Here is a 26,792-nt window from a genome sequence, read left to right as displayed (position 1 = left end):
TTGATGTGTCAGAGTAAATGCCAACGAAGAAAGATCCTCTGTTAAGAAATTAGAATATTGTTTCATTTACAAGAAAAAGTTGATTTTTCTTCTTGCACTATAGATTCACTATTTGATAATGTTATTTACAGACAGGGGGCAATGGATTGCCCAAGCCTCCAAGGTGGAGGCCCTGTCTCCTTTCATGATGATTCAGAGCTGCAAGGATGCAGCAGAAAAACTCCTTTTTATTTAATTTCCTCCAGCCCACTTCGATACTTAACTCTAAGTTTCTAGTTTTATGACTCTAGTTCTATTTAAGTTATGATGAACGTTTATTTTCATTTGGTTCGGCCCTATGACTCCTGAGATATTTATTAAACGTGCTCTTAATGCTTCTTTAGTGGCTCGTACAGAGACAATTCAGGGTTTATGGAGTGGTTATGGAGAAATCATTCGTTTCTCTGTTGAAGGTTCTGATATTGCTAAGAGTGTTGTTCTTAAAGCTATTCAATTTGGACAAATTCAAAATCATCCTCGGGGTTGGCAGTCTTCGTTTGCTCATGATCGCAAAGTTAATTCTTATAAAGTTGAAGCGAATTGGTATCAAGATTGGTCTTCTGGTTGTACTGAAAATGAGCGGCTGCCTAAGTTACTTGCTTCTTTTTATCAGGAAGATGAAACCTATCTTTTATTAGAAGATTTAGACTCGGCAGGCTTCGGGCATCGTTGCGATTTCCTTTCTGTGGAAGAGTCCACGGTTGTGATTAATTGGCTGGCGAGTTTTCATGCTCATTTTTTACAGTCTGAAGTGCGGGACGATTGGCCCGAAGGCTTATGGCCTAGAGGAACTTATTGGCATTTGGCTACTCGCCCTGATGAATGGAGCTCTATGCCTGAGGGGGATTTAAAAGAGAGCGCTGAAAGTATAGATAAGAGTATTGATCAAGCGTGTTACCAAACCTTGGTTCATGGTGATGCAAAATTAGCGAACTTTTGTTTCGGCGATGATTTGACTTCGGTCGCTGCGGTTGATTTTCAATATGTTGGACGGGGTATTGGCGTGCAGGATCTAGCTTATTTTCTTGGTAGCTGTTTCTCTGAATCTGAGTTAAATGAACATCTTGATTATCTGCTTGAACTGTATTTTTCGGAATTGTCCCGATGTATTCTTGCGACAGGTGAATCTCCAGATACAGCAGAAGCTGTTGCCGCTGAATGGCATGGATTGTTTTCTATCGCATGGGCTGATTTCCATCGATTTATTCTAGGTTGGTCACCCACTCATAAAAAGAACACACTGTTTAGTCGCAAGATGACAGAGCAAGCCCTTTCTCAATTAAGAGGAGCGTAGCGCTCGGTTTGTTTTCGCTGTTGCCTGTGCCTCTAAGGGGTTTTCTGGCCATGGATGTTTAGGATATCGGCCACGCATCTCTTTACGCACTTCTGGATAAGCCTCACACCAGAAAAATGCCAAATCTTGAGTCACCGCTAATGGCCTTTTTCCCGGAGACAAGAGCTCAATGCGGATGCTTTGATGAAATACTGTTGGGCTACTTGTACAGCCAAACATTTCTTGCAACTTCACTCTCATGGTTGGAACCAATTCGCAATAATCAACAGCATGACTAGAACCTGATGGGGCTGTAATTCTTGCAGGTACTTGCTTGTTTAATAGCTGCTGCTGTTGCCAATCTAGCTGGTTTAATAAAATCTCAGCGAGCGGTAATTTATTCAAGATTTGTTGATTGCTTACCTTGTTTAGATATGGCGCCAGCCAATTGTCTAGTCGAGCTAATAAATTATCGTCAGAGCAATCAGGCCAATTCATATCAGCACCTTTCTGAGATGAATAATAATGAAAGGCAAGTTGCATACGTGCTCGTACTTGCTGGCTGGCATCGTCCCAAGGTAAGGCGTTTATTCCTTCTTCACGAATATATTGGCACACCGCGTCGCAAATAGCTGAAGATGAAGGCGAAGGCAGCTTTTTAGAATCTATTTTGAGTTTGCCAATCCAGCGTTGTGATTCACTGATTATGCGACCATCTTTTTTTGACCAAGCGGTGTGTTCTTGAGTAATCGCCAGTTTGCTTAATACTGCAAACTCAACAGGCGTGCTCAGAAATATTCGATCTTCATTCGCCGTTTTATGTCCGCCAACATCTAACGCGATGATCCAGTCACTTTGTGCGCAAGGATCGTGAATAGGCAATGAGGCTCTTCGGCCATTGGAGAGCTTATAGAATATTTTTTCTTGGTCTTGATGTGTTCGTTGAGCAATACGATCTGTAAAGGCAGCAACCAAAAGTGGAGCGATCTCATTTTTTAAATTGGGACTATATGCGATATCGACATTTAATTTCTGACTGCGTCTTTGCCATTGTTGTTGTGTTTTTAAATAGACTTGGCGAGGGCGTTTACTCTTTATAGTGAGCTCGCCTTCTAACCATGCCAACCGATCTGAAAGGTCGCTGTGGTGCTGAGTGAAAGGATCGCCTTCAGACAAAATAGTGCAAATCGCACTGGCAAGATTACTGTTATTCTGGCGTCTTCCTTCAATCAGAATGCGGGCTAAACGAGGTTCAATGCCTAATGAACTCATTTGTTCACCTTGAGGCGTGAGCTGTAATGTCGTTTGCTTCTCTAAGGCGTCAAGATTGGTCAGTAAGTCCACCGCTTGTTGCCAATGGCTTTTCGGTGGTTCTGTAATCCAATCCAATTCCAAACGCTCTTGTGCGCCCCATTGCGCCAAATCCATTACAACATTACTCAAGTTACTTATTTCAATCTGAGGCTGAGCTTGTATCGCGAGGCGAGATTGTTGTTCTTCACTCCACCAACGATAACAAACGCCAGCTTCGGTTCGGCCTGATCGTCCCATGCGTTGAATACTTTCGGCTTGAGTCACTCGGCGAGTGTGAAGGCGAGTGGTGGCTGTATTTGCGTCAAAACGCGCTTCTCGGCTTAAACCACTGTCGATCACGACGCGAATGCCTTCGATGGTTAAACTGGTTTGAGCAATCGCGGTTGCAAGAACAATCTTACGCATGGGTGCAATGGCTGGTTGAATCACGGTTTCTTGTTCTTTTAGGCTTAATTCGCCATAAAGAGGAAGAATACTCACGTGAGTTTCATTGGCTAATCGTTGCTGGAGTTGAGTGGCTGCGCGGCGAATTTCTCTTTGACCTGGAAGAAACACTAACAAACTCCCCGATTCTTCTTGGAAGGCTTGGCAGGTCAGGCGAACCACTTCATCTGTTACGTCATCGGTTTTTAATGATTTATTCGAATAGCGTGTGTCTATTGGAAAGCTGCGACCGTGGCTCGTTAGCGTAGGGCAATGTAATCGAGATTGAAGTAATTCGGTGTCGAGTGTTGCTGACATAACGAGTAATTTGAGTGGGTCTTCGTCGCGGTACAAATCTCTGGCTTGTAAACACAAAGCAAAAGCCAAATCAGAATGAAGATTTCGCTCGTGAAATTCGTCGAAAATGACCAAGGCGATATCATTTAAGCTAGGATCATCATGCAACATGCGTGTTAAGACGCCTTCAGTAACAACCAATACTTGAGTACGAGCACTTTCTTTGCCTTCATGGCGAATGCGATAACCGACACGTTCCCCGAGCGGTTCTTGCAATGTATCAGCAAGACGTTTTGCTGCAGTTTTAGCCGCCAAACGTCTTGGCTCCAACATAATGATCTTACGACCTTTTAACCAAGGTTCTTCCATTAAAGCGATGGGAACCACGGTGGTTTTACCCGCACCTGGCGCTGCTTCTAAAATGGCTTCATGACGTTGATTAAGCTGACGTTTTAAGTCGGGAATCAATTGATAAATGGGCAGTTGGCTAGGCATAAAATGGCTCGTTAGTGTGCTGTGTCTATCATAGCTGTTTTGATGAATTAACGCAGCGGCACTTTGGGATGGCCAATATAAATATCTGTCTTACACGTTGCGATACAAGGTAAAAAGTAACTGCCTTGCTTTTCTTTTTGGTTCAGACCGCGTGGCGTTTTTTCTGCATAGTCGATTTCACCGGCAAGTAAGGGTGTAAGGCAAATGCCACAAGCACCATTGGTACAAGCTTGTTTGATAGGTATGTCATTGTCTATTAAAGCAGTGAGCACTGTTTCAGTTGGGCTCACTGAAAGATACTTTTCAGAGTCTATAAAAGTGAGATAGATACGGTTTGTCTCCATAATATTTTCTCCATGTATTTATGCTCTGTAGTTTAACATTATGGTGTTGAGAGAGATGTATTGATGATTTAATAGATATTGGTAATCTAGCAAACTCAGGTATAGTGTCTTATATCTTGGATTGTGCTTTATAAATTAGTCACAGGAAATAAACATGATGATACAAGTTGGCTTAATCATTTTATTGGTTGTGGGGTATGTTTTCACCTCTCGTTTCCTTAAGTCCTTTATCGTTCTTTTAGGGCACAAAAAATCGGTTAATGAAGTTCGTGTCACTTACGTGTCTAAAATGTTGAACCTTGGCTTTACGGCTATTTTTGTTTTATTAGTTTGTTTGGTTTTAGGTGTGGGATACGGTCAATTGGCGATTTTCTTCTCGTCTGTGTTTGCTGTCGTGGGTGTGGCTTTATTTGCCCAGTGGTCAATATTGAGCAACATCACAGCAAGTTTGATTATCTTTTTCAGCTTTCCTTATCGAGTAGGTGATTGGGTGAAAGTTGTCGATAAAGACGATGAGATTTTAGGACAGATCTTAGAGATATCGACATTCCATGTGATTATTCAGCGACTGTCTGGTGATGTGGTAACTTATCCTAATAGCCTCATTCTTCAAAAAGCGGTTGTGCGTTTTGCAAATAAAGAAGAAGCACAAGCAATGAGTCAATTTACAGAGAAACCAAATAAAACTGAAGAAAGTAACGCATCCTGATTTTGAACAAAAAACAATCAACTTTTCGAGATCTCGTTTACTTATGTCATACTAAGAGACTTTCATCTTATTGAAGGGAAAGTCTTGTGAAGTCGGATCCAGAATCTCTATTAAAAAATAACGATGCGCTTATTCATTCTGATGCAATGAAAGTAAAATCTCATGCGCAACGGCCTCAAGAAGATTGGGTACTTCATACCTTAATGATCGAAGGTTATGACGTCCCATTCCGCTTTAAACGACAAGGTAAATACCGCACATTACGTGGAGCCCGCGTTAATTTGACTTATTATCCAACACAAGAAATAGTGGCTGGTATTCCTGTCGAAATCATGAAAGTAGTGCGTGTAAAACGAACCTAAGAAACAAACTCTATACCTAAATCGTCTTCTACTTTTATTTTGGATGATATGAACTTAATATGGCGTCACCTTGTCTTTTAGATAGGCTATTTTTTTATATTAGGTGTAAAGAATAATGGAAATTAGGCGTTCTGGGCGTTTGTTAGCTGTAATGAAACAAGTTGAAAGCAGTGTTTGGTTTCAAGGTTTTATCATCGGTATCATCATTGTTGCTGCGTTAACCGTAGGCGCAAAAACCTACTCTTTACCTTATGGTGTTGAGTTAAGCATTAACTACTTAGACAACTTCATCACCGTCTTTTTTCTCGTTGAACTTTCACTGCGTTTTATTGCTTGCGATGACAAACGTAGATTCTTGAAAGACCCTTGGAACCTTTTTGATAGCATTATTGTGATTGGTAGCTTGGTTCCGATATCAGATACCGACATGATTTTAGTTGCACGATTATTACGGGTTTTTCGTGTTCTGCGTTTAGTGTCTGTTATTCCAGATTTACGCTACCTGATCAATGCCTTACTCAAAGCGATTCCCAAAATGGGCTACATTGCTTTGCTCATGTTTATTATCTTTTATCTTTTTGCCGCAGTTGGCTCGATTTTCTTCAGTGGAGTGAATGAAACACTGTGGGGTGATATCGCCATTTCAATGCTGACATTATTCCGTGTCGCAACATTTGAGGACTGGACCGATGTAATGTATGAAACGATGGAAGTGTATCCAATGAGTTGGATCTTCTACATCATCTTCATTTTCTTAACCGCGTTTGTTTTTCTAAATATGATGGTTGGTGTCGTGCTTGATGTGATGACACGGGAAACAGCACAAGAAGAGCATGAAAATCAAGAAAACCACCATAAAGAGTTAGTTCATCAGATTGCTGAGTTACAAGCTCAAGTGGCGCGTTTATCAGATAAAATTGATGCTTCTCATACGCCATCACAAAACAAAAAAGAATAGACTTATATTTTCTGGTTAGCTCGACGAGCTAACCAGCGCCCGCCTATTGTATTCATGATTAAACCAACCAGCACAATTAAAACACCTATCCATTGAATGTGGCTAATTTGTTCATCTAATACTAGCGAAGCGGAAGTTAGGCCAACAACCGGGACGCCTAATGCTAATGGTGCCACACTTCCTGCCGGATAGCGTGACATTAAATAACTCCATAAACCATAGCCAAGGCCTGTTGCTATAATCGATAAATATGCCAAAGTTGCTGCTGTTTTCCAGTTGATGTTAATAATGTTCTGCCACATAACATCAGCACCATCGATAAAATAAGCGCTGAGAAAGAAAGGAATAGGAGTGATCCAGCAAGACCAAATAATCAAATTCAAATTTGCGTCATAGCCTTTTTTACTAATCGTTTTAGTAATGACATTGCCTAGCGCCCAGCTTGAAGCTGCTGCAAGTGTAATGGCGAACCCTAATACTGTCATTGTTGTATCGTCGCCATTTAAACCAATTACCGCGAGTCCGCTGGCGGCGACACCAATAGATAGTAATTGATAAGGTCGAACGTATTCCTTCAAAAATAAGACAGCGAAGAGCATTGTGAAAATAGCTTGAGACTGTATCACCAAAGACGCTAATCCTGCAGGCATGCCGAATTTCATTGCCGTAAACAAAAAGGCGAATTGTCCAAAATTAAGCGACATTGCATAGCCAAGTAACCAGAACCAAGGGGTATTAGGCCGTTTAAAGAAGAAGGAACCGATAACGGCGATAATTAGAAATCGTAAGCCACCTAACATCATTGGCGTTAGTTCATCCAACCCCCAACGAATTGCCACAAAATTAAACCCCCAAGCAAATATAATAGCGAGACCGAGTAACATATCCTTTGGAGTCATGAGAGTGCCTTTCTTAAATGTATGATGAGCCGACGGAAAATATGAAAGCAGTCACTGTACGAGCTTTCTTTGACTCTGCCTATACACAAATAAGAAATTAATGGGCAATACAGATAAAAAAGGCCGCCAACGTAGCGACCTTTTGGGTTTCATTGATGTGTAAGGGTTTATGGTAAGCCCGTCATGAGTAACTTAATTCCATAAGACGTTAAAATGAGCGCAATGGAGCCACCTAAATAAAGCAACAAAAACCATTGCCATGACTTTAGGTACGACATTTTTTCTTTGATGGTTTTAAAGAACATTAATAACCCTCCTGATAATCTTCCACTTTTCCTGCAAACACGCGATAACCCCAAAAGGTGTAAGCGCAAATCAGCGGCACGAAAATACACACACCGGGTAGCAAGAAGAGCAAGCTAGAATCTGGCGAAGCCGCTTCCATAAAGGTTAATTGTCTTGGAATAAGATAAGGGAATAATCCAACAACCAATCCCGCGAAGCCTAATAAAAATAAGGATGCTGCGGCCCAAAATGGACGGCTTTCATTTGAATGATCTTCATAATCTGTGTGTGAATGTAAGTCTTTCCACACAAACGCAGCAGCGACTAAACTTAGGATTGGCAATGGAGACAGAAGCAAGAAGTTATATCCGCTGAACCAGCGCTCACGTATTTCGGTCTCATTGATCACTGTCCATAAGCTCACCGCAACCATCGCCAAAACAGTGATGATCAACAAACGTTTACCTAAATACGCTGCATGTTGCTGAATGCGTCCTCGGCTTTTCATGAACAAATAACAGGCTGCTAATAACGCATAGCCGGCCATCACAGAAAATCCAGTCAAGATTGAAAAAGGCGTTAACCAATGCAAGCTGGATAAGCTGTTAGTGCCTAGGTTACTAGTCAGGGCTGGCACGCCTTGTACCAAAGAACCTAACAACAAGCCTTGGCAAAATGCCGCAATGGCCGAACCTGAACTAAACGCCAAATCCCAATAAGGCCGAGAAGTATCGGATTTAAAACGATACTCAAATGCCACACCTCGGAAAATCAACGCGAACAGCATCAGCATAATCGGCAAATAGAAGATGGAGAGAATATCGCCATAAGCGGCAGGAAAAGCCGCAAACAGAATCACGCCACCAAATACCAACCATGTTTCGTTACCATCCCAAACGTGTGAGATAGAGCGCATTAAATGATCTCGCTCGCCGTCTTGATGAAACCAAGGATAAAGAATGCCAATGCCCAAGTCGAAGCCGTCTAGCAAGACGTACATAAAGATGGCGAAGCCTAAAACGAGGAAGTAGAAAAATGCCAAGTCCATTATTTTTCTCCTTCTTTGTTTTGTACTTTTTTATTTTGTAAAAGCTTCACCCACGCCAAGGCGTATCCAGGTGCTTTCATACCGATTAACTGTTGTTCAAGCGCTTTCATACTTGGCGGGCCTTTCTTAATGAGTTTGCGCATAAAGTAGATATAAACGCCGAGTAACAAGGTATAAATAATCACGAATACGATTAACGTAAACAGCACACGTTCTGGCGGCAATGGCGAGACGATTTCCGATGTTCGCACCAAGTTATAAACAATCCAAGGCTGACGCCCAATTTCCACCACGTACCAACCCGCTAAGACTGCAATGACACCCATTGGTGTAAACAAGGTCACTAAGGCGAGGAAAGGTTTGTTCTCGAACAAGCGACCTTTACGGCGTAATAACAAGGCCAAAAACGCAATGCCGATCATGCCGAAACCAATACCAACCATCACGCGAAATGACCAAAACACCAGGGGCACATTCGGTCTGTCTTCTGGTGGAACGGCTTTTAAACCTTGAACCGCGCCATCCCAAGAATGGGTCAGAATTAAGCTGCCAAGGTTTGGAATGCCGACTTCGTAGTCATTCGATTCGGTTTCCATATTTGGCATTGCGAACAGCAATAAAGGCACGTTCTCTTCTTCTGCTGGCCAAATACCTTCCATCGCCGCGAGTTTGGTTGGTTGGTGATGCTGTACGTTCAAGCCGTGCATATCACCAATCCACGCTTGCATTGGCGTCAATACCAAGGCGAACCACATGCACATGGACAGGCCTTTTTTCGCAAAAGGAATGTGCTGTTTTTTCAACAAGTAATAGGCGCAAATACCAGCGACAACAAAAGTCGCGGTGATAAACGACGCCATCAACATGTGAGTGAATCGGTAGGGCATAGACGGGTTAAATATCACCGCCATCCAACTTTCTACTTCGAACTTACCGTCGATGATTTTGTAGCCTGCAGGCGTTTGCATCCAAGAATTCGCCACGATAATCCAAAACGCGGAAATCCACGTACCTGTCATAACAACAAGGGTCGCGAAGAAATGCAGCTTGCGACCAACCCGTTGCCAACCGAATAACATGACGCCAAGAAAGCCCGCTTCCATAAAGAAGGCGGTTAACACTTCGTACGCCATGAGTGGTCCTAAAATCGCGCCCGTCATTTCGGAGAATTTAGAAAAATTGGTGCCAAATTCATAGGACAAAACAATCCCAGACACTACGCCCATACCGAAGGTGATAGCGAAAGGTTTAATCCAAAATTTCGCTAATTGAAGATAATACGGATTGTGTGTTTTTAGCCACATGCCTTCCCAAATCGCAATTAAGGTTGCAAGACCAATTGTGATGCTGGGAAAGATAATGTGAAAACTCACCGTAAACGCAAATTGAATACGAGATAAAATAGCAACGTCGAGATCCATAACCATTCCTGCTAAAAATTAAAAAATGAAAGTGATGATTAATCGTCGTTTTTTATCCGGATGGTACGCATTTGCTGAAACGCCAAAGGGAAAATGGCTAAACCTACAATGCTAAAAAGTGCGATGATTTCTGTCAGTAAAAAACTCATATTCATAATGTCTGCCCCATTAAGAAGTGTTATTTAGGTAAGGTTTGATCTATATCAATCTATTAACAATGCTTATAGCAATCGACAGGCCAAGTTTTTATGGTTTTTATCTTATTGATTTTAAAGGAATATAATTTATCTTTGCGTGAGTTGTAAAATAGGTTTACGATTTTCGTACTTTTAGGTGTAAACGAGGTTTACGGTTTGACTCTTTCATTGATGTTTGAAATTGCCATGTTGGTGTCCAGCGTCTGTGGTGTTTTTGTCGCGGTTTGGCTGCTTTGGCGTGCCAAAAAACAAGGTGAATTACAGGCGCTCGCAGGTTTTGCCATCATGATGGCAATTTGGTGTTTTGGCCACGTTGCCTTATTTCAAGGGTACGAAGACCTTGGTATACACATCATTTTAGCTAATCCGCTTATGCCAACCTTCTTCCTGCATTTTGCTATTTTGTTTGTGAATTCTGGCGCCGCGAAAGAAGCCATGCTCGACCGACTTCAAAAAGCGGTTCCTTGGTTTTATGCCACCAGTTTCGCCGTGGTATTACACAGCTGGTGGATTGGCGCAGGCGGCGCCATCAGCACGTTTGATACACGTTCTTTCTTTGTTTTCACCGATGCCGGTACGTGGAATTTGGCCTACACCGTTTTAGTCGGCATGTTAGCGCACGGGGTTTTACTCTTCGGTTGGTATCGCCACACAGGTAATAAAAAACGTTCTATCTTGGCGATGTTTGGTGTCGGCGCGTGGGGGCTTTTACTGGCAACCAGTTTTGTCTTTCCATCCTTTGGGATCAGTTGGTTTCCGTATCCAATGTTGTTATTGCCAAGTTATTTGCTGCTGTTAGTTTATGGTGTAGTGCGCTATCAAATCTTATCGGTGAATGCTTTCGCCAATCGCGCCTTGCTTTGGCTCGCGATGATGTTGGTAATTCTCAGCTTAATCGCGGTGATCAGTGTGGTATCTGGGCGATTAGGTTTGCAAGCCTTGGCAGACGTTCCGAGTTGGCAGTTGTGGTTGTATTCTTCCTTGATGCTAGTGATGTCAGCCTTGATTTATCAGCCTTTGAATCGATTGATTTCAAAACTGATTTATCCCGGTGCCGCGTTGAATGAAACCGTACTGGAAACATGGTCGAGCCAATTAAAAGAAGCACAAGATTGGCCGCAGTTGATTACCAAAGGTGAGCACTTACTTTCGTCTCAAATACGACAAAAAGTCAGGATAACGTTAAGCAACACGGATAAAGAAGAAAATACGAAACTGGCGTTACAGGTTTTTAGAACCGAATCTGGTTGGCATTTTTCATTATTTGGTTGGGAAGACGCCAGCCCCGGAATGCGATTAACTGCCGACGTTTTCGCGTCACTATTTTCGACAAGTTGTGGCTTGTTAGATCGCTCTTTGGCCTTGGCCGCCGCAGAACGAAAACGCCTTGATGAAAAGCACCTTGTGGAGTTGGGAAGCCTGTCCGCTGCGATGGCGCACGAATTGCGTAACCCGCTCAATATCATCGCTATGGCCGCTTACGATACGCCACCAGAAACACGCCAGCATATTCAAACTCAATTGCAGCGCGCCGATCGATTGGTCAGCGACATGTTGGTGTATTCCGGTGGACTCAATCTACAAATCAGCAAAACGCCCTTGCGCGCCTTAGTCATGAGCATCTTGGCACAAGCGCAATTGGGTGACATTGAATACGAGGTTTCTATTGATGAATCGCTTGAGCTTGAAGCAGACGCGCAACGCCTACAGCAAGTCTTTATCAACCTCATCGATAACGCCGTGGCGTTTTTGCAAAACCAGTCCAACGCCAAGCTTTTCATTGAAGCAGCTCTTTGTACAGAAGACACAAATGGTATAGAAGAAAAAACGGAACAGAATCGCGTCATCATTCAGGTTCATAATAATGGCCCAGCAATCGAATCCAGCTTGAAAGGCGAGGTGCTATTTCAACCATTCATGACCAAACGCGCTGGTGGAAGTGGTTTAGGTTTGGCGATTGTTCGACGCATTGTGGATGCGCACAAAGGTACTATTCGACACGTAGAAAACTCAAACTGGCCAGTGACCTTTGAACTGACTTTATTTCAAAAAATATCGAATCCATTTCCTCTAGGAGAGAACACAAATGACGCAAAATAAAATCCTCTTAGTGGACGACGAACCTGCCTTTCGTGAACTCGCTAGTCGTTGGTTGGCGAACCAAGATTACCATGTCAAAACCGCTGGCAGCTTAGAAGAAGCCCGTGACGTGATTGGCAAATTTGATGCGGATTTAGTCTTGCTCGACCTTTCCATGCCGCCGCATTTTGATCCTCAAGTGACCTTGGATTCTTTGTCAGACTTCGATGGTCGCCCCGTGATTATCATTACCGGTCACGCAGATCGAGACTTAGCGTTAAAAGCGGTTTCCCTTGGCGCGTGGGACTTCATCGCCAAACCGATTGATCCTGATATGCTTGCCGTTGTCGTGCGTCGCGCGATTACCAAAACCAAACTAGAGCGTGAAATAACACAACTTAAAAAAGCGACTACGCCACAAGACGCCGCCTCGTATATTGGGCATTCCGACAGTGCCCAGAAAATCCGCGCCTTGATAGAGCGCATCGCGCCAACCGATGTGCGTGTCTTAGTCACTGGGCCTTCTGGAACGGGAAAAGAAGTGATATCTCACACATTACACAACCTAAGTCATCGTGCTGCTAAACCTTTTGTCTCGGTGCATTGTGGCGCGATACCCGCCGAGTTATTGGAAAGTGAATTGTTTGGCTACATGAAAGGCGCGTTTACTGGCGCGGAAAAAGACAAAGAAGGCTTACTCAGTCTCGCCGACGGCGGTACGTTATTTTTAGATGAAATTGGCGAAATGCCATTGGCAATGCAAGTGAAATTGTTGCGTGTATTACAAGAAGGGACGTTTTTTCCTGTCGGCGGAAGAGAGCAAAAACACATCGACATTCGCGTAATTTCTGCCACAAACGCCGACTTGCTAAACAAAGTTGAAACAGGCGAATTCCGAGAAGATTTGTACTACCGAATCAAAGGCGTCAACATCGAAACGCAAGCACTCGCCGCGCGATTAGAAGACGTTCCCGTCTTACTGCAAGTCTTCCTACAAAACATACAAACACAGCAATCGAAAAGCCTACAGCTCACGCCAGAAGCCTTGCAATGGTTCCGTGAACAAACATGGCAAGGCAACGTACGCGAACTCAAAAACGCCATAGAAAGCGTCGCCTCAATTTGTCCCGCAGGGCGAATCACCATGGAAGACATTCAACTGCTTTATCCTAATGTACAAAGTACAAGCGCGAACCAAACCATAACCACAGCAACCGCCAACCAAGGCACGCTCGACGAACAAGTCAAAGACCTCGAAATCCGCCTAATTCACCATGCATTGGAAAACAGCCAAAACAACCGAACCCAAGCCGCCAAACAACTCGGCATATCGCGACAAGGGCTGATTAAGAAGATAGAGAGATATGGGTTGTGAGAAAAACTATTTTATATATTTTTATGAGATTTTTTTAAAAAAGCCTATGATTAAAATCGATATATAAAATAATTTAAAAAAACTAACAGGAAGATTAAAGTTACTACATTTTAGTAGTATTGATTTTTCTAGTTATTACTGCAACTCACCATGGAGGGAACCATGCTTCAAGAATTAACCCCATATCAATTAACTTCATTACTACTATGTCTTTCTACAGCTTTAATTGTTTTTTTTATTTACTCAATTTCACAGAAGCGAAAGAAACTTTCTAATGAAATTGGGCGTAGAGAAACTTTGCTTGAAAGTAAATCCGTGAATGAAATAGTGAGCGATTTAAAGCAATCTTATCAAGACATTGAGAAGAAAATATGTGCTGGTAAACCAACCTTAGATCAATTAACAGAACCTCTAAAACATAATAGTAATCAGCTTAAATATATTGATGTTGGTTTATTACCTCCGACTTTTAAGTTTGATGACCGTGAGTTTTTAAAGGAACAAATCAGCGAGCATTTAGAGAAGCAATTTAAAGTAATAAACGATGGTAGAGCGACAAGTGCGTATTCCAATTGGGAATGGTTCGGAAGTAAAAGTAAAGGCAGCCAAATGGTGAATGCTTACCAAGGCTTGTTACTTAAAGCATTCAATGCCGAATTTGACGTTATTAGAAAACAAATGCGTCATTCAAGTTTTGACACAGCAATTAAAAAACTCTATCGACTTGAAGAACAATTAAGAAGTCTCGGAGAGACTGCAAATGTTTCTATTTCACATGAATATATGAATTTGAAAGAGCAAGAGCTTCGCAGCTGGCATAGTGAATTAGAGCACAAAGAAGAGCAGAAACAGGAAAAGAAAAGGCAGCAAGCTCTCTTAAGAGAACAAGCGAAACAATTAGGTGGGGATACTGAAGAACTTGAAGACGATATTTATTTCCGTAAATCGGATTTGAACAAAGCGCAAAAAATTGCTCAGCAAATGTATGGTGCAAGTGCAGCAGATATGGAACTTAAAATTAGCCTCATGCAAAAGGAAATTGAGAGACTTGAGACTAAGTTTGAACGCGCCACTTCCCAAGCTCAGCTTACTAAAGCTGGTTATATTTATGTGATATCTAACATTGGTAGTTTTGGTGAAGGTGTTGTAAAAATTGGGATGACTCGTCGACTCGAACCCATGGATCGTGTTAATGAATTGGGTGACGCTAGCGTACCTTTTAAGTTTGATGTTCACACACTAACTTTTGTTGATGATGCTCCTAAAATAGAAAAAATATTGCACCGAAAATTTGATGATAGACGTGTAAATGACGATAACTATCGAAAGGAATTTTTTAAAGTGACACCACAGCAAGTATCCGCTGCAATGGATGAACTTGGTATTGAGTGTGATTGGTATTTTGATGTTGAGGCTAAGGAATACAGAGAAAGCCTACTTATACGTGAAGCACTCAAACAAGAGAGTTCTCATGCTCAAACTATTTCTAGCAAACTGCCAGAGTCAATCTAAAGGAGTAGAAAATGTATATTACGATGGCTTTATCGATACTCTTTTTCATGTCGATATATTTGTTTTTGACTTCGCGTTCAAAGCTTAATGAGCTCAAAGCTAAATATGCAAAAATTGAAAAAATTTATGAGCCAGCTTCAATTGAAGAGAAGAAGCTGCTTGAACTTTCGAATGACTACAGTGAATTACAGTCTGATTATCAAGAAAAGCTTGCCGCATTAAGAAAAAGTGAAAAAAGACTATCTCAATACTACCTAGGTGTAGGAACTACTGACTCTGTCTCGTACGGCTACTTGGTAAAGGGTAAAGTTATAGATGAGATTGAGTATCAGCTTCAGGAAACAAAAGCCTCTATAAAGCGTTTAGTCAGTGAAAAGAAAGCTTGTGTATGTAACATGGGTAATGAAGTGGTTGTTAATGGCAAAAAGTCGGAGGCTAAAAAGCTATTCAACCGAGAGATTAAGTTACGTCTTCGCTGCTTAGATAATGAGTTCAAGTCCGCAGCAGCGTTGGTAGATTGGAATAATATTAATCGCCTTATCCAAAGAGCTACAGATACGTTCAATGAAATCAATGCTTCAGGTATTACCGTTAAAACTTATCTTGAAGAGCCGTATTTGAAGCTCAAAATTGAAGAACTAAGGCTATCGTACGAATTAGATCAAGCTAAACAAGATTTAAAAGAAGCTGAGCGAGAAGAAGCACTCGTAATACGAGAAGCCGAACGAGAAGAGAAACGCATTAAAGATGCTGTAGTAAAAGCTGAAAAAGAGCGAAAAATAATGGAAAAGCTAGTCGCAGATGAATTGGCTAAACTCGAGTCGAGCACTGAAGAGCAGAAAGCATTATATGAACTTCATAAGCAACAACTTGGTGAATTAAAAGACAAGGAGAAACGAGCGATATCTTTAGCACAAACCACTCGTGCAGGGTATGTATATGTTATTTCAAATAAAACATCGTTTGGTGACGGTGTTGTTAAAATTGGAATGACTCGTCGTGCAGATCCAAATGAGCGCGTTAAAGAACTAGGTGATGCATCTGTTCCTGAATTTTTTGATGTGCATGCATTTGCGTTTACTGAGGATGCACCGACACTAGAAAAATACCTTCATAATAAGTTTTCTGATCATCGTGTGAATATGGTGAACGGACGAAAAGAGTTCTTCTATGTTGAGCCGAGAGAAGTACTGAGTGAGTTGCCAAATTATGATGGTGAATATGACTTAAGTACTTTTGATAAGGTTAGCTAATTTGTTTTGTTTGTCTGAGAGTAGAATTTATTGATAGGTCTTTCCTATGGACTTACAGAAAATCGAAAAAGATTGGCTTGAAGAAGCTAAACGCCGAGCTGAAGAGTTAGATAATGGTGTTGTAAAAGCCATTCCTGCTGAAGAGGTTATGGCTAATGCAAGAGCTTTGCTAAAGTCGATCAACGCGACTTAGTTACGGCTTTCTTCTATTTCTTGAATTGCGTCATTGAGGCGTTTTTCGTTTTTCTCGCTCGCCATTAAATGAAGCGTTTCTTTATAGGCTTGGAAGTCTTCAAGATCAATTAATACCGCGGTTTTTCCTTCTGAGCGAGTAATGAAGACAGGCTTATGTTCTTCGTTTACCTTGTCGAGTATGTTATCTAAATTTACGCTTAATTCTTCTTCGATTATGGCATTCATAGGAATCTCCCTTCCTGTTTTATCCATGTAATTCCTTCAAAACATAGTTTTTAAACTACGCCTTCTTAAAGCGTTTTACAATTACCCCTGAATCTAACAAGAAACAAAAATACAGTTCAGCGACTTCTCGCGCTGGCGCGTGGGGCAATCATAAAAAGTATCTTTATGGCTCTTTATAGAGGATAAGAGGTAGGTATTCATCAACGATATTTTTTTGTTATTAGATGTTTAGAATATGAGGTATTCGTAAGCCTGACGTAGATCGATAAAAACATCTTGGTCACCCCCTCTATCTGGATGATGTTGTTGAGCCAGTTTACGGTACTGTTGTTTGATATCGGTTTTGCTTGGGTTGCTGTCGTTTATTTCGAGCGTTTTTAATGCCGCATCTCGATCACCGTTTAGGCTGATACCTTTATAAAAGCTGTTTAACAAACGAGAAACCTCATCGATATCGGTTTTCTCGTATTCATCCCAATCTAAATAATAGGCAGCCAGTTTCGCGTCTACACTGTTGCTTAATGTGGTCGCCTCGGACAATTGTACTTGGTTTTTTCTGAGTAAATGAATACGAGTAGAACATATGCTAAGCATCAGATTGTCTTCTTGCCAGAGGCTGCTTTGCAATTGATACAAGGCGTTCATGATAAGAAAGTGTTGGCGAAATAATAATAGGTTCGCGTCTTCGGCAAGCATTTTGAATTCTGGTAACTGATCTCTCAGTTCTTTCAGAATATCAAATTCGCTCATGCCATTCGGGTGATTTTTTATAACCGCTAGAATTAGGCCAACCAAAGGATTCTTCATATCTGGCTCTTATGATGTAATGATGGTCATAGTGTATGTGATGAAACAGAAAAGGGTCAAAGTTGAGTCAGTGTTTTTTATTTATTAAGGGCAAGAAAAAGAAAAAATATGTTATGGATTATAGGTATTACAGTTGCTCTCTTATTGTTCGTTGGACCAAGCGCGTGGGTTAAGTACACCTTAAAGCGTTATGCAACGAATCGTGACGATTTACCGGGAACGGGTGGTGAGCTTGCGACGCATTTTGTAGAACGCTTTGAATTGAGCGACGTCAAAATTGAAGCTGCGCAGGAAGGCCATGATCATTTCGACTTTGGTCAACATGTGATTCGTCTTAGCCCAAGCGTTCTGAATGGTCGCTCTTTGACCGCAGTCGCTGTAGCCACTCACGAGATCGGTCACGCGATAGCTCATGAGAAAAAACAGAAAATCTCGCACTTGAGTTCAAGATATTTGCCCTTTGCTCATTTTGTGCGACGAATTACCGCAGGTTTGTTAATTGGTTGGCCGGTCATTTCTGCGTTGTTACATCTACCTTATGCCGTGGCATTGCATGCTTTAGTCGTTGGTTTGTCTGGTTTTTTAGCTGTTGTGGTTCAGTTGGCAATCTTGCCAGAAGAATGGGACGCGAGCTTCAAAAAAGCCTTGCCGATCTTGGCAGAAGGTAATTACATTTCCCAGGAAGATCTCCCCAAAATAAAGAAAATTCTAACTGCCTGCGCTATGACATACGTCGCAGCGGCTTTGGTGAGAGTTCTATTCGTTTGGCGTTGGTTTAAGCGCTAAATCTAAGTAAGCTTTTTCTCTTTTTGTTGCTCTTCACTCTTGTCACAAAAAAGGCATGAAGTTCGCATAAAATCGCTTTACTATAAAAACTGACTTTTTGGTTAGTATTTATCATCGAAAACTATTTTGCTTTATGGAGTAATGTCATGACATTGTTTTTTCCTAGGAAGGCGTCTGTTTTAGCTTCTTCTCTTCTTTTTGCATCGCTTGCTCAAGCTGCCACTATTGAGCTACGAGTCATGGAAACCACAGATATCCACATGAACTTGGTGGATTACGATTATTATGGCGATAAGCAAAGCGACAGCGTTGGCTTATCTCGCGTAGCCACCTTGATTAAAGCCGCTCGTGCGGAAGTGACCAACTCAGTATTGGTCGATAACGGTGATTTATTGCAAGGCACGCCTTTAGGCGATTACGTGGCGAAAGGTCGTGTATTGCGCTTTGGCGAAACGCACCCGGCTTTTAAGGCGATGAACTTATTGAATTACGATGTGGGTAACATTGGTAACCACGAATTCAACTACGGCTTAGATTTCTTGATGAAGAGTTTGAGCGGCGCAAACTTCCCTTATGTGAACGCCAATGTTTACGTAGACGATGGCGATAATGACGCCTCAAACGACCAGCCTTATTTTCAACCTTACTTGATTAAAGAAAAAACCTTTGTCGATTCCGAAGGTAAACAGCAAACGGTTAACATCGGTTACATTGGCTTTGTTCCGCCACAAATCATGACGTGGGATAAAGACAACCTGACACACAAAGTCATCGCCAAAGACATTCTAGAAACCGCCAATCATTATGTGCCAGAAATGAAAGCCAAAGGTGCAGACGTGATTATTGCGATTCCTCACAGTGGCATGATGAATTCGCCTTACCTGAAAGGCGAAGAGAATGCGTCTTATCACCTTGCGAAAGTCGATGGTATTGATGCGATTTTGTTTGGCCATTCCCACCGTATTTTCCCTGGCGACAAAGAGCTGAATGCGTTTGAAGGCGTAGATGGCGAAAAAGGCACGGTATTTGGCAAGCCGGCGACCATGCCAGGATTTTGGGGTTCTCACCTTGGCATTGTGGATTTGATTCTTGAAGAATCTGGTAACGGTTGGAAAGTGGCGGACGGTAAAGCGTCTGTGCGTGCGATTGCGCGTCGAGAAGGCCGTAAAACGATTCCTCTTGTCGAAGCCGATGAGCGCATAAATAACGCGGTTGATTCAGAACACGAAGGCACCTTGGCGTTCATGCGTCGAAAAGTCGGTGAGTCAACGGCGGACATCAACAGCTTCTTCGCCTTGGTTCAAGATGACCCTTCTATTCAAGTCGTGAATAACGCCCAAATTTGGTATGTAGAAAACATAGTGCGCGGTACGTCTTATGAAGGCATGCCTATTTTATCCGCAGGTGCACCTTTCAAAGCCGGTGGACGAGGCGGCCCTGATTATTATACGGATGTGCCAAAGGGTGATATCGCACTCAAAAACGTGAGCGATTTGTATATTTACCCGAATGATTTGAAAGTGGTGAAATTAACAGGCGCTCAAATTATCGAATGGCTAGAAGTGTCAGCGGGACAATTTAATCAAATCGACCCTGCTTCTAGCGCGCCACAAAACTTAATCAATGGCGTGTATCCAACGTATAACTTCGATGTGATCGACGGTATTTCTTATCAAATCGACGTAACGCAGCCGGCTCGTTACAACGACAATGGCGATGTTGTGCAACCAAATGCGCATCGAATTAATAAGGTGATGTTTGAAGGCAAACCGATCGATTTACAAGGCAATTTCTTGGTGGCAACCAATAACTATCGCTCAACTGGCGGAGGTAATTTTCCTAACTTGTCAGGCGACACTATTGTGATTGATGCACCTGATAAAAATCGTGACGTGGTGGCGAACTATTTGTTAAGCCAGGAAATCATTAATCCAGCGGCGGATAATAATTGGTCATTTACGGACTTCGGCAAAGCGAAGGTGCAGTTTGTGACGTCTCCGAAAGCAAGAGAAATGGCAAGCGACAATATGTCGTATCAGTCTTTAGACGAAAATGGTTTTGCTGTTTTTGAGATAAAATAAGGCTAACGCCTGTTTTAGTATAGGATCAAGAAGACTGCTGCAAGACGTGTCTTCTTGGTTCTGTATTGATTTACTGAATTTTTCTTTTTCCTTTCTACTTTTTCTTATTAAGAGTTTATGGTTTGTGTCATCTTTTTGTAATGTAAGTCTTTCATTATGGGTTTATAAATTTTAAATAATCCATCTGGAAGGGTACTATTGTGAATAAAAGTAAACTCGTTATTGCTATGTTGTTGGGCGGCACTCTAAGTGCTTGCGCTTCTCTTTCTTCTGAGTCTTCTATAGCCTCTAAGTTCGATGTTGACGGCTTTAAAACCGAATTAGAAGACGGTCGCCTTTGGGTGTTTGAAGAAGGTTCTGAAGAATTGGCTTTCTTTAAAGAGCATGGTGAGCCAGCAAAACAGTTCACTAACATTGGTGCTGGTCCAGAAGGTATGACACTTAAAGCCGCAAGCCAAGAGTCTTTAGATAAATATCTAGAAGCGATCTCTGGTGGTTCTGATTTCGATATTGAAGGCTTTAAAACAAAAGTGGAAGATGGCCGTCTTTGGGTGTTTGAAGAAGGTTCTGAAAACTTAGCGTTCTTTGAAGAGCATGGCGAACCAGCAAAACAATTTACTAGTATTGGCACAGGCCCAAATGGCATGACGGTTAAAGCGGCAAGCCAAGAAACGTTGGATAAATATCTATCTACTTACAAATAATAAATGGTGAAATAGCCATTTCTTTAAATAGATAATTATTGCTTAAAATAAAAAACACCAAACTGATTCAGTTTGGTGTTTTTTTTGTCATCAAATAAGGTAATAGGACGATCGTTAGCGCTGTTTGTTTTCGAACTCTGGATGAATCCAAACGGGTGCATTTAGACTTGGTAACGCATCTTTTCCTAAGATCATATCTGCCGCTTTTTCCGCCACCATGATAGTCGGTGCATTCAAGTTGCCGTTGGTGATCGTTGGGAAGATAGATGAATCCACAACACGTAGGTTTTCAATACCACGGACCTCGCAAGCTTCGTTCAAAACCGCCATTGGGTCGTTATCGTCACCCATCTTACAAGTACAAGACGGGTGGTAAGCGCTCTCTACGTTCTCTTTTACCCATTGGTCTATTTCTTCATCACTCTGAATATTCATGCCTGGTTGAATTTCATCGCCACGGTATATATCTAATGCAGATTGCTGAAGTACTTCACGGGTTAGGCGAATCGTATCGCGCCAGTCTTGTTTGTCTTGTTCGGTTGAAATGTAGTTGAACAAGATGCGAGGTTTCGCAGTAGGATCTGCTGATTCAATCCACAGTTTTCCGCGGCTTTCTGGTTTATTTGGTCCAACGTGAACTTGGAAGCCGTGACCTTCAAATGCCGCTTGACCATCGTAACGCATGGCCGCTGGTAAGAAATGGTATTGAATATTTGGCGATTTCAAACCCGCACGTGAACGAATGAAACCGCAAGATTCGAAATGATTGGTCGCACCCAAGCCACTTTTGAACAAGATCCAACGGGTACCAATAAGCCCTTTGTTGATCAAACCCAATTTGCCGTTTAGGGTGACAGGTGTTTTACACTTATATTGGAAATACACTTCCAAGTGATCTTGTAAGTTTTCACCCACTCCTGGCAATTCATGAATGAGTGGTACGCCTGCTTTTTCTAATACGTCTTTTGGTCCAATACCAGACAGTTGTAATAACTGTGGCGAACCAACAGAACCCGCTGAAAGAATGACTTCTTTGCTGGCGTTTACTTGGCTTGTTTGACCATTTTTACTCAATTCAATGCCAACGGCTTTTTTGCCATCAAAAAGGACTTTGTGGCTAAGAACACCTGTTTTTAAAGTCAGATTTGAACGCGTCATCGCACGACGTAAATAGGCATTAGACGTAGACGCGCGAACGCCATTTTTTACCGTCATGTGCATTGGTCCAAAGCCTTCTTGGCGATGGCCGTTGTAATCTGCTGTTTCGCCGTAACCCGCTTGATTACCTGCATCAATAAAAGCTTGATACAGAGGGTTGTACGTCATGTCGTTACCATTATTGGTCGACAATGGGCCTTCACCACCGCGATACAAATCTGTACCACCTTTCCAAGATTCTGCTTTTTTGAAATAAGGTAGACAGGTTTGGTAATTCCAACCTTTGGCGCCGTTTTCTTCCCATTGGTCAAAGTCGCACGCGTGACCACGAACATATACCATGCCGTTGATAGAAGATGAGCCGCCTAACACTTTACCGCGTGGACAATGCATTTCGCGGTTGTCTAATCCTGGTTCTTTGTCAGAATGGAACTGCCAAGCGTATTTTTCTGTATTCATTGGATAAGACAAGGCGGTTGGCATTTGGATAAAAATACTTTTATCTGAGCCGCCCATTTCGAGTAGAAGAACCTTGTTCTCGCCACTTTCTGTCAGTCGATCGGCTAACACACAACCTGCGGAGCCAGCACCAACGATGATGTAATCGTATATTTCGTTTGCCATAATGCTTTCCGTTTAATAAGGGTTTTGGATGTCGTTAAGATCGACAAATACGCTCTTAGTTTGTGTGTAGTGATATAAAGTGTCGATGCCATTTTCACGGCCAATACCAGACTCTTTGTAACCACCAACAGGCATTTCTGCAGGGGAAGAGCCCCAAGCATTAATCCAGCAAATACCCGCCTGCATTTGGTTGATAACGCGATGTGCACGAGCAAAGTCTTTTGTGAAAACGCCAGCCGCTAAGCCAAATTTAGTCGCGTTTGCACGTTTAATGACTTCATCTTCATCGGTAAAACTCAATACTGACATTACAGGGCCGAAAATTTCCTCTTGTACCTGTGGCATGTCATCGGTGCAATTTGTGAAAACCGTTGGAGCAACAAACGCCCCTTTGTCTAAACCGTTTTCTGTGACTTGATAACCGCCACAAAGCAAAGTTGCGCCTGCGTCTTTTGCTGCTTGAATATAACCTAATACCTTGCTCATATGATCTTTGGAAATCAAAGCGCCAACTTGTGTATTCATGTCCATCGGGTCGCCAATAATCATGGCTTCAGTACGTGTTTTTAATTCTTTTGTGAAAGCATCCATCATATCTGCGTGAACAAATACACGCGTGCCATTTGTACAAACTTCTCCTTGAGTGTAGAAGTTAGCCAGCATGGCTGCAGAAACAGCTTGGTCAACTGGCATGTCAGGGAAGATGATCATTGGCGACTTACCACCAAGTTCCATAGTCACATCTTTTAAAGACTGAGCGGAAGCGGCCATGACTTTTTTACCTGTTCCTACTTCACCAGTGAAAGAAACTTTATCAATTTCTGGGTGCGCGGTAATCATTTGCCCCGTACGACCATCACCTTGAATGACATTGAAAACACCATCTGGCAAACCTGCTTGAGTGTAAATTTCAGCCAGTTTAAGTGCGGTTAATGGCGTTTCTTCAGACGGTTTGAAAATCATCGCGTTACCTGCAGCAAGTGCCGGGCCTGATTTCCACATGGCGATTTGAATAGGGTAGTTCCATGCGCCGATGCCAGCACAGATACCGAGTGGTTCGCGGCGAGTATAGAAGAAGTTGCCGTTGCCAAGGTCTTGGTATTCACCTTGAATTTTGTCTGCAAGGCCTGCGTAATATTCAATGACATCAGCACCGGTCTCTATGTCTACGCAAATGGCTTCTTGTAGAGGTTTACCTGTGTCTAATACTTCTAGGCGAGCCAGTTCTTCGTTGTTTTCACGAAGTAGCTCTGCCGCTTTTTTAAGAATACGGCCACGTTCTACTGCTGTCATAGCAGCCCAAACTTGTTGACCTTTTTTTGCGGATTCAATGGCAGCATCGAGTTCAGCTTGGCCTGCGTGCTCAACGGTTGCAATCACTTCCCCTGTTGCAGGGTTAATGGTTTCAAAGTGTTCTCCGCTGGTGGATGCATGGTAGCGGCCGTGAATGTATTGCTGCTGATGTGCCATGGTAAACCTCTTTAATTCGTTTGTTTTACGATGCTCTTTGTTGAACAATCGACATGTATCAATTACTTGGTTTTTTATTAAACGAGCGTTTAATAAAGCGTCAATTGTACACATTTTTGGCTAGTAATGTCAGGGGGACTTGGAAGTAAGGTGTTAAGAAAAGAGGAAGACGGAAATGGTTTACGGCCAAAAGATCAAGGCTGGCGGCTCTCATTAATACGATAACGGAATGATTGATGAGAGCCGCCGTAGAACGTTGTGGGCACTATTTAACAATACTGGCTGCAATTAACTTAGTAGGTTGTTTCCTCGGTAGCGCTTATTTTTTGCTTCTTTAATGGTTTCCAAATCGACAAGAACTAATCCATCTACGCAATAGCCAAAGTCAGCATCGACACCAAAGTCTAAAAAACGGACGCCACCAGGTTCACATAGCTCACTGTATTGTTTAAATAATGTTGGAACGCTTGCGCCAAAGTGGCTCAATTGCTCTTTCAATACTTTAAAATCTTCGTCGTAATTATTACCGCAGAAAAGATCTGAAATGATCTTGGTATGTTCTGGATTCACTTGATATGGAGTGAAGGAACTAGCAAGATGTTCAGCGTCTGAAAAATACAACTTGTAGAAAGACACAATAAAGTCTTTTGCTACTTGAGGGTAACTGTTACTAAGACTAACTGGGCCAAACATATAGCGTATTTCTGGGTGGCGATCTAAGTAAGCACCAATGCCATACCATAAATAATCTAAGCTGCGTTTTCCCCAATATTTAGGTTGAATAAAACTGCGACCCAACTCAATGCCTTGTTCGAAATATGGCTCCATGTCACAGGAGTATTGAAACAGTTCAGCGCTGTAAATTTTGTTTGGTGTGTCTTCCTTCATATAGCGAGCGACTTCACCGATACGATACGCGCCAACAATTTCTAATTCGTCTTCATCCCACAAAATTAAATGGCGGTAATGTTGGTCAAATTTATCCAAATCAGAACGCTCACCAGTTCCTTCGCCTACTTTACGAAAGGCAATTTCACGTAAGCGGCCAATCTCTTTTATGGTGATGGAGGTTGGGTCGTAGTCAAATAGATAAATCTGTTTGTTGTCTTTTGTGCTGCCAAGGTGCTGAGCTTGCTTGAGCTCGTTTTTAATTAATTGTCTGTTTTGCGGGTGTTCAACGGTTTTCTCTGTTTTTAAGAGCGGTTTTTTACCTTTTGCAATGCGATATAGATGACGTTTTACCAGTTTATTTTTCTCTTTATCACTCAATGGTAGTTTTGCTAATTCTTGGATAGGAATGGCTTGTCCGACTTGCATGGGAATTTTTCGGTTCTTCTGGCGAAACATTTCATTAGCAAGCTGTATCGTTGAAAGAGGTCGGTATAAAAGAGAGCTGGTATAAAACAACATCGAGTTGCGGCCACCAATATGCACAGGTAACAATGGACTATTTGTCTTTTGCGCTATTTTTAAATAATTCTGATTCCATTGCTGATCTTTGACGCCACTGGGCGACATTCTAGACACTTCTCCTGCAGGAAAAATAATTACTGCTTCTTCATTGTGTAAGCAGCTCATAATGGCTTTGAGCTGTTGTCGTCCCGTTTTACCGCCTAGATTATCAACCGGAAGGACAAGATTCTTGAGCCCATCAAAGCCCATCAGTAAATCATTGGCAACAATTTTTACATCAGGTCGGATTTCGCCAATGAGACGAAGTAATGCTAAACCATCTAGAGCACCGAGAGGGTGATTTGCTATGATCATCGTACGGCCGTTGGCGGGAATGTTGCGCCTATCCACCTGGCTCACTTGATAGCTAAAGTTGAAATGATCCAGCACACGATCAATAAATTCGAAGCCGACACAGCCGTTGTTGGTTTCCAGGAATTGGTTTACTTCACTTTCGTGGAATAAGCGTTTTAGTAAGCTTAACGTAGGGCGTGTTATTAGTGGGCTTTTGTCGAAAAATTGAGGTGATTTATTGGCAATCATTTGCTCGACTTGTATCACAGTGGCGCTCCGCTCTTATAAGTTTTTAGTTATCTTATTAGTGAGAGTAGAGTGAACATGTGACAGTGTCGTGACATTTCTATGGCGAAAATATGACCTGATATGGCGTCATAAATAGTGAAAGTTTGATGATTAGAACGAGAAGAGTGAGGCTTAATCGACAGAGGAGTCTTCGTTTTCGTCGAACTTATAGAAAAAATGCCAAAAACAATACACTGTAATGCCTGCTGCAATAACTGCCCAAATAGGTTCATTAGATACCCATTCAAGAATAGACCAAGCGATGCAAAATAGGGTAACGGCAACTCGGCGCCATTTGGGAAGGAAAAATGCACGATCAGAATCAGAAAGCATTAATGTACCTGTTTAGTTAACTCTATTTTTCGCCTTTCTCTTTTAACAAGGTAAGCGCTGTAGAGTAAGTTTGCTTTGCCAACCTAGCTTCG

The 26,792-nt window shown here is 42.1% G+C and carries 24 protein-coding genes; 12 read left to right on the top strand and 12 right to left on the bottom strand.

Annotation, left to right across the window (positions count from 1 at the left end):
• The first annotated feature begins 337 nt into the window (after window positions 1–337).
• On the top strand, window positions 338–1,333 hold the full coding sequence (locus MUS1_RS14520) for a phosphotransferase (RefSeq protein ID WP_036163715.1): 996 nt from the start codon (window positions 338–340) through the stop codon (window positions 1,331–1,333).
• Here the strand turns inward: MUS1_RS14520 and hrpB are convergent.
• Window positions 1,319–3,841 (bottom strand): ATP-dependent helicase HrpB, encoded by a 2,523-nt coding sequence (gene hrpB, locus MUS1_RS14515; protein ID WP_036163714.1) that lies wholly within the window; start codon window positions 3,839–3,841, stop codon window positions 1,319–1,321. The two genes, MUS1_RS14520 and hrpB, sit on opposite strands and share 15 nt — an antisense overlap.
• 47 nt (window positions 3,842–3,888) lie before the next feature.
• Window positions 3,889–4,185 carry a 2Fe-2S iron-sulfur cluster-binding protein gene (locus MUS1_RS14510; protein ID WP_036163712.1) on the bottom strand — a complete coding sequence of 99 codons (297 nt, stop codon included), beginning with the start codon at window positions 4,183–4,185 and terminating at the stop codon, window positions 3,889–3,891.
• Between the two features lie 154 nt (window positions 4,186–4,339).
• On the opposite strand from MUS1_RS14510, the gene MUS1_RS14505 reads away from it, so the two are divergent.
• From MUS1_RS14505 to MUS1_RS14495, 3 genes are all read left to right on the top strand, one after another.
• Window positions 4,340–4,894, top strand: a complete 555-nt coding sequence (locus MUS1_RS14505) for a mechanosensitive ion channel domain-containing protein (RefSeq protein WP_036163710.1) — start codon at window positions 4,340–4,342, stop codon at window positions 4,892–4,894.
• A gap of 86 nt (window positions 4,895–4,980) precedes the next feature.
• Entirely contained in the window at window positions 4,981–5,256 is a 276-nt protein-coding gene (locus tag MUS1_RS14500; protein WP_036163707.1) for a hypothetical protein, read from the top strand.
• Window positions 5,257–5,371: 115 nt separating this feature from the next.
• Complete coding sequence (locus MUS1_RS14495) at window positions 5,372–6,214, top strand: ion transporter (RefSeq protein ID WP_036163704.1); 843 nt, start codon at window positions 5,372–5,374, stop codon at window positions 6,212–6,214.
• A 2-nt stretch (window positions 6,215–6,216) separates the two neighbouring features.
• Here MUS1_RS14495 and MUS1_RS14490 read toward each other — a convergent pair whose 3' ends face one another.
• From MUS1_RS14490 to MUS1_RS14480, 4 genes are all read right to left on the bottom strand, one after another.
• Entirely contained in the window at window positions 6,217–7,113 is an 897-nt protein-coding gene (locus MUS1_RS14490; RefSeq protein ID WP_036163702.1) for an EamA family transporter, read from the bottom strand.
• A gap of 167 nt (window positions 7,114–7,280) precedes the next feature.
• Window positions 7,281–7,418 carry a hypothetical protein gene (locus tag MUS1_RS16100; RefSeq protein WP_156924897.1) on the bottom strand — a complete coding sequence of 46 codons (138 nt, stop codon included), beginning with the start codon at window positions 7,416–7,418 and terminating at the stop codon, window positions 7,281–7,283.
• Complete coding sequence (cydB, locus tag MUS1_RS14485; RefSeq protein ID WP_036163700.1) at window positions 7,418–8,446, bottom strand: cytochrome d ubiquinol oxidase subunit II; 1,029 nt, start codon at window positions 8,444–8,446, stop codon at window positions 7,418–7,420. Before cydB ends, MUS1_RS16100 begins: the two co-directional genes overlap by 1 nt.
• On the bottom strand, window positions 8,446–9,867 hold the full coding sequence (locus MUS1_RS14480) for a cytochrome ubiquinol oxidase subunit I (RefSeq protein WP_036163699.1): 1,422 nt from the start codon (window positions 9,865–9,867) through the stop codon (window positions 8,446–8,448). The genes cydB and MUS1_RS14480 overlap by 1 nt, the downstream gene beginning before the upstream one ends.
• A 353-nt stretch (window positions 9,868–10,220) precedes the next feature.
• Between MUS1_RS14480 and MUS1_RS14475 the strand changes: the two genes are divergently transcribed.
• The 5 genes from MUS1_RS14475 (at window position 10,221) to MUS1_RS15975 (ending at window position 16,476) form a co-directional block, all read left to right on the top strand.
• Complete coding sequence (locus MUS1_RS14475; RefSeq protein ID WP_245595824.1) at window positions 10,221–12,164, top strand: sensor histidine kinase; 1,944 nt, start codon at window positions 10,221–10,223, stop codon at window positions 12,162–12,164.
• Complete coding sequence (locus tag MUS1_RS14470) at window positions 12,151–13,518, top strand: sigma-54-dependent transcriptional regulator (protein WP_036163696.1); 1,368 nt, start codon at window positions 12,151–12,153, stop codon at window positions 13,516–13,518. Before MUS1_RS14475 ends, MUS1_RS14470 begins: the two co-directional genes overlap by 14 nt.
• Window positions 13,519–13,680: 162 nt before the next feature.
• Window positions 13,681–15,030 carry an SNIPE associated domain-containing protein gene (locus tag MUS1_RS16190; RefSeq protein ID WP_036163694.1) on the top strand — a complete coding sequence of 450 codons (1,350 nt, stop codon included), beginning with the start codon at window positions 13,681–13,683 and terminating at the stop codon, window positions 15,028–15,030.
• An 11-nt stretch (window positions 15,031–15,041) separates the two neighbouring features.
• Window positions 15,042–16,283, top strand: a complete 1,242-nt coding sequence (locus MUS1_RS14460) for a GIY-YIG nuclease family protein (RefSeq protein ID WP_051436363.1) — start codon at window positions 15,042–15,044, stop codon at window positions 16,281–16,283.
• Between the two features lie 46 nt (window positions 16,284–16,329).
• The gene (locus tag MUS1_RS15975; protein ID WP_084035635.1) at window positions 16,330–16,476 is read left to right on the top strand and encodes an addiction module protein; all 147 of its coding nucleotides are present in this window, start codon (window positions 16,330–16,332) and stop codon (window positions 16,474–16,476) included.
• Here the strand turns inward: MUS1_RS15975 and MUS1_RS14455 are convergent.
• Window positions 16,473–16,703, bottom strand: coding sequence for a type II toxin-antitoxin system Phd/YefM family antitoxin (locus tag MUS1_RS14455; RefSeq protein ID WP_036163732.1), 231 nt, complete (start codon window positions 16,701–16,703; stop codon window positions 16,473–16,475). The two genes, MUS1_RS15975 and MUS1_RS14455, sit on opposite strands and share 4 nt — an antisense overlap.
• A gap of 228 nt (window positions 16,704–16,931) precedes the next feature.
• The gene (locus MUS1_RS14450; protein ID WP_036163693.1) at window positions 16,932–17,510 is read right to left on the bottom strand and encodes a DNA-J related domain-containing protein; all 579 of its coding nucleotides are present in this window, start codon (window positions 17,508–17,510) and stop codon (window positions 16,932–16,934) included.
• A gap of 108 nt (window positions 17,511–17,618) precedes the next feature.
• On the opposite strand from MUS1_RS14450, the gene MUS1_RS14445 reads away from it, so the two are divergent.
• From MUS1_RS14445 to MUS1_RS16285, 3 genes are all read left to right on the top strand, one after another.
• Window positions 17,619–18,296, top strand: a complete 678-nt coding sequence (locus tag MUS1_RS14445; RefSeq protein ID WP_036163692.1) for a zinc metallopeptidase — start codon at window positions 17,619–17,621, stop codon at window positions 18,294–18,296.
• Window positions 18,297–18,442: 146 nt separating this feature from the next.
• Complete coding sequence (locus MUS1_RS14440; protein ID WP_036163691.1) at window positions 18,443–20,377, top strand: bifunctional 2',3'-cyclic-nucleotide 2'-phosphodiesterase/3'-nucleotidase; 1,935 nt, start codon at window positions 18,443–18,445, stop codon at window positions 20,375–20,377.
• Between the two features lie 200 nt (window positions 20,378–20,577).
• Complete coding sequence (locus tag MUS1_RS16285) at window positions 20,578–21,081, top strand: hypothetical protein (RefSeq protein WP_245595823.1); 504 nt, start codon at window positions 20,578–20,580, stop codon at window positions 21,079–21,081.
• Window positions 21,082–21,195: 114 nt separating this feature from the next.
• On the opposite strand, the gene betA is transcribed toward MUS1_RS16285, so the two are convergent.
• The 4 genes from betA to MUS1_RS14410 form a co-directional block, all read right to left on the bottom strand.
• Entirely contained in the window at window positions 21,196–22,863 is a 1,668-nt protein-coding gene (gene betA, locus MUS1_RS14425; RefSeq protein WP_036163685.1) for a choline dehydrogenase, read from the bottom strand.
• 12 nt (window positions 22,864–22,875) lie between these two features.
• Window positions 22,876–24,333, bottom strand: coding sequence for a betaine-aldehyde dehydrogenase (gene betB / locus MUS1_RS14420; RefSeq protein ID WP_036163684.1), 1,458 nt, complete (start codon window positions 24,331–24,333; stop codon window positions 22,876–22,878).
• A 288-nt stretch (window positions 24,334–24,621) separates the two neighbouring features.
• On the bottom strand, window positions 24,622–26,346 hold the full coding sequence (gene olsF, locus MUS1_RS14415) for a bifunctional ornithine lipid synthase OlsF (protein ID WP_036163681.1): 1,725 nt from the start codon (window positions 26,344–26,346) through the stop codon (window positions 24,622–24,624).
• 153 nt (window positions 26,347–26,499) lie between these two features.
• On the bottom strand, window positions 26,500–26,700 hold the full coding sequence (locus MUS1_RS14410) for a hypothetical protein (RefSeq protein WP_036163678.1): 201 nt from the start codon (window positions 26,698–26,700) through the stop codon (window positions 26,500–26,502).
• Between the last annotated feature and the right edge of the window lie 92 nt (window positions 26,701–26,792).

The organism is Marinomonas ushuaiensis DSM 15871 (assembly GCF_000521805.1).
GTDB classification, from domain to species: Bacteria; Pseudomonadota; Gammaproteobacteria; order Pseudomonadales; family Marinomonadaceae; genus Marinomonas; species Marinomonas ushuaiensis.
This window is presented reverse-complemented; position numbering and strand designations above follow the sequence as displayed.